The organism is Streptomyces anatolicus, from assembly GCF_019400875.1.
Classification (GTDB): domain Bacteria; phylum Actinomycetota; class Actinomycetes; order Streptomycetales; family Streptomycetaceae; genus Streptomyces; species Streptomyces anatolicus.
Genome location: NZ_WMBF01000651.1, coordinates 1 through 3,012, shown reverse-complemented (window position 1 = coordinate 3,012; position 3,012 = coordinate 1). Strand labels below are relative to the sequence as shown.

General features: G+C 72.4%; 3 protein-coding genes. All 3 read left to right on the top strand.

The features are described 5' to 3' along the window. Window positions 1-210 precede the first annotated feature (210 nt). Genes GKQ77_RS30910 through GKQ77_RS30900 form a run of 3 tightly spaced genes read left to right on the top strand, consistent with a single transcriptional unit; the run spans window position 211 to window position 2,898 of the window. Complete coding sequence (locus GKQ77_RS30910; RefSeq protein WP_219692425.1) at window positions 211-1,290, top strand: adenosine deaminase; 1,080 nt, start codon at window positions 211-213, stop codon at window positions 1,288-1,290. Between the two features lie 20 nt (window positions 1,291-1,310). After that, window positions 1,311-1,991 (top strand): glycerophosphodiester phosphodiesterase, encoded by a 681-nt coding sequence (locus GKQ77_RS30905; RefSeq protein ID WP_219692424.1) that lies wholly within the window; start codon window positions 1,311-1,313, stop codon window positions 1,989-1,991. A 22-nt stretch (window positions 1,992-2,013) separates the two neighbouring features. Beyond that, the gene (locus GKQ77_RS30900) at window positions 2,014-2,898 is read left to right on the top strand and encodes a DUF72 domain-containing protein (protein ID WP_219692423.1); all 885 of its coding nucleotides are present in this window, start codon (window positions 2,014-2,016) and stop codon (window positions 2,896-2,898) included. Window positions 2,899-3,012: the final 114 nt, after the last annotated feature.

The following is a 3,012-nucleotide window of genomic DNA, read 5'->3' as shown; positions in this document are numbered from 1 at the left end:
CCCCGCACCCTCCACCGGCGGCGCCCAAGGGTCCCGCTCTCCCGGCGCCCCCGGCGCCCCCGCGCCGTCCTCGGATCCGGCAGGCATGGCGGTCACCTCTTTCATACGTTCCGTCATGCTACGGCCCCCGCTTCGCCCGCGCCGACCGCCGCCTACGATGACCCCCGACCCGCCGATCAGCCGATCAAGCCCGTTCCTGGGGAGGAAACCGTGACCGAGCAGCACACCGCGGCCGCGACCGCGACGGACCCGCACGACCCGCTCGTCCCGCACGCGTTCATCGCCGGACTGCCCAAGGCGGAACTGCACGTGCACCACGTCGGTTCGGCCTCCCCCCGCATCGTCTCCGAGCTGGCCGCCCGGCACCCCGACTCCGCCGTGCCGACCGACCCCGAGGCGCTCGCCGACTACTTCACGTTCACGGACTTCGCGCACTTCATCCAGGTCTACCTCTCCGTCGTGGACCTGATCCGCACCCCGGAGGACGTCCGCCTGCTCACCTTCGAGGTGGCCCGCGACATGGCCCGGCAGAACGTGCGCTACGCCGAGCTGACCATCACCCCGTACTCCTCCGTCCGCCGCGGCATCGACGACCGCGCCTTCATGGACGCCATCGAGGACGCCCGCAAGGCCGCCGAGGCGGAGTTCGGCACCGTACTGCGCTGGTGCTTCGACATCCCCGGCGAGGCCGGGCTCGCGGCGGCCGATGAGACGCTCCGGCTCGCCACCGGCGACAAGCTGCGCCCCGAAGGTTTGGTCTCCTTCGGTCTCGGCGGCCCGGAGATCGGTGTGCCGCGCCCGCAGTTCAAGCCCCACTTCGACCGGGCCATCGCCGCCGGTCTGCACTCGGTGCCGCACGCGGGCGAGACGACCGGACCGGAGACCGTCTGGGACGCCCTGATCCACCTGGGCGCCGAGCGCATCGGCCACGGCACCACCGCCGCGCAGGACCCCAAGCTCCTCGCCCACCTCGCCGAGCACCGCATCCCGCTGGAGGTCTGCCCGACCTCGAACATCGCGACGCGCGCGGTGCGCACCCTCGAAGAGCACCCGGTCAGGCAGTTCGTCGAGGCCGGGGTGACCGTGACCGTCAACTCCGACGACCCGCCCATGTTCGGCACCGACCTGAACAACGAGTACGCCGTCGCGGCCCGCCTCCTCGGCCTCGACGAGCGCGGTGTCGCGGCCCTCGCGAAGAACGCCGTGGAGGCGTCCTTCCTCGACCCCGCGGGCAAGGCCCGGATCGCCGCCGAGATCGACACGTACACGGAGACGTGGCTGGCTCCGTGACACGGCACCACAATGGGGCCATGCGCACCCTGACAGCCGTGGCCCACCGAGGCGATCCCTACCGCGTCCGCGAGAACACCCTGCCGTCCCTGCGCTCCGCGTTCGAGCGGGGCGCGGACGCGGTGGAGATCGACGTCCGCCTGAGCGGTGACGGCGTACCCGTACTGCTGCACGACTCGACGCTCAAACGCCTGTGGGGGTACGACCGTCCGCTCGCCGTCCTCTCCTCCGCCGAGCTGGACGGCCTCACCGAGGGCGGGGTGCCGACGCTCGAAGCGGCCCTCGCCGCCACGGAGGGGCACCGGGTGATGATCGATCTGCCGGGCGCCACGCACGACGCCGTACGGACGGTCGTCGGGGCCGTTGCGGAGTGCGGGGCCGCCGACCGCGTGTACTACTGCGCGGGCGGCGACACGATGCTCGCCCTGCGCGACGCGGATCCGGCCGCCGAGATCGCGCTGACCTGGACGACGCTCGCCCCGCCCCGCCGTGTGCTGCTCGACGCGGTGAAGCCCCGCTGGCTCAACTACCGCTTCCCGCTGGTCGACCGCGAGCTGGTCCGCCAAGTCCACCGCGACGGCTTCCTCGTCTCGGCGTGGACCCCCGACACGCGCCGCTCGATGCGCCGTCTGATCGACGCGGGCGTCGACTCGATCACCACCAACCGCGTCGACGTCCTGGCGGAGCTGCACGCCTCCTGACACATCGGGGTACCCGGCCAGGATGAACGAGATTCTGGTGGGGACCTGTTCGTGGACGGACCGCGCGCTGCTGGCCAGTGGCTGGTATCCGCCGGGGCACAAGGACGCCGAGGGGCGGCTGCGGCACTACGCCGGCCGCTTCCCCGTGGTGGAGGTGGATGCCACCTACTACGCCCTCCCCCGCGAGGAGACCTGTCGGCTGTGGGCCGACCGGACACCGGACGGGTTCCGCTTCGACGTGAAGGCGTTCTCCCTGCTCACCGGGCATCCGACCCGGCAGGCCTCGCTCCCCGCCGATCTGCGGGGCGAACCGGCGGGGCCCTGGCTGCTCGACACCGTGTGGCAGCGCTTCAGCGGCGCGCTCGAACCGCTGCGCCGGGCTGGCCGGTTGGGGACGCTGCTGTTCCAGTTCCCGCCGTGGTTCGCCCCGGGACCGCGGGCGGAGAAGGCGCTGAGCGAGTGCGCCGAACGCGCCGCGGGCTGGCCGGTGGCCGTGGAGTTCCGCCACCCCGACTGGTGGCACGAGGACCGGCGGACCCGCAGCGAGGCGCTGCTGACGGAGCTGGACATGGCGGCGGTCGCGGTGGACACGGCGCAGGGGCTGCCGAATTCCATGCCTCCGGTGGCCCCCGTCACCGCGTCGCGGCACGCGGTGGTCCGCTTCCATGGCCGCAGCACGGCGTGGGGCAACGGTTCCAAGGAGGACAAGTTCCGGCACACGTACGCGGAGACGGAACTCGCCGAGTGGCTCCCGCGCATACGCTCCATGGCCGAGCGCGCCGACGAGGTCCACGTCCTGTTCAACAACTGCTGCGCGGACGCCGCGGTCCGCGCCGCCGAGTCGATGAGCCGGCTCATCGGCTCACCGCCCCTAGGGGACTACCCCGGGAACTCCCCGGACCCGTAGACCACTTGACCCCGACGCGGCCCAGGGACGGCACCCTCCCCTGAGACGATCCACCGCTTCGCCATGATCACGAGGATGGGGACACCAGGCACCAGACCACAACCGCCCCAGGAG

Bases quoted from the DNA above. Each gene is read 5' to 3' on its own strand.
- GKQ77_RS30905 (WP_219692424.1), top strand. From the start codon at position 1,311: ATGCGCACCCTGACAGCCGTGGCCCACCGAGGCGATCCCTACCGCGTC.
- GKQ77_RS30900 (WP_219692423.1), top strand. From the start codon at position 2,014: ATGAACGAGATTCTGGTGGGGACCTGTTCGTGGACGGACCGCGCGCTG.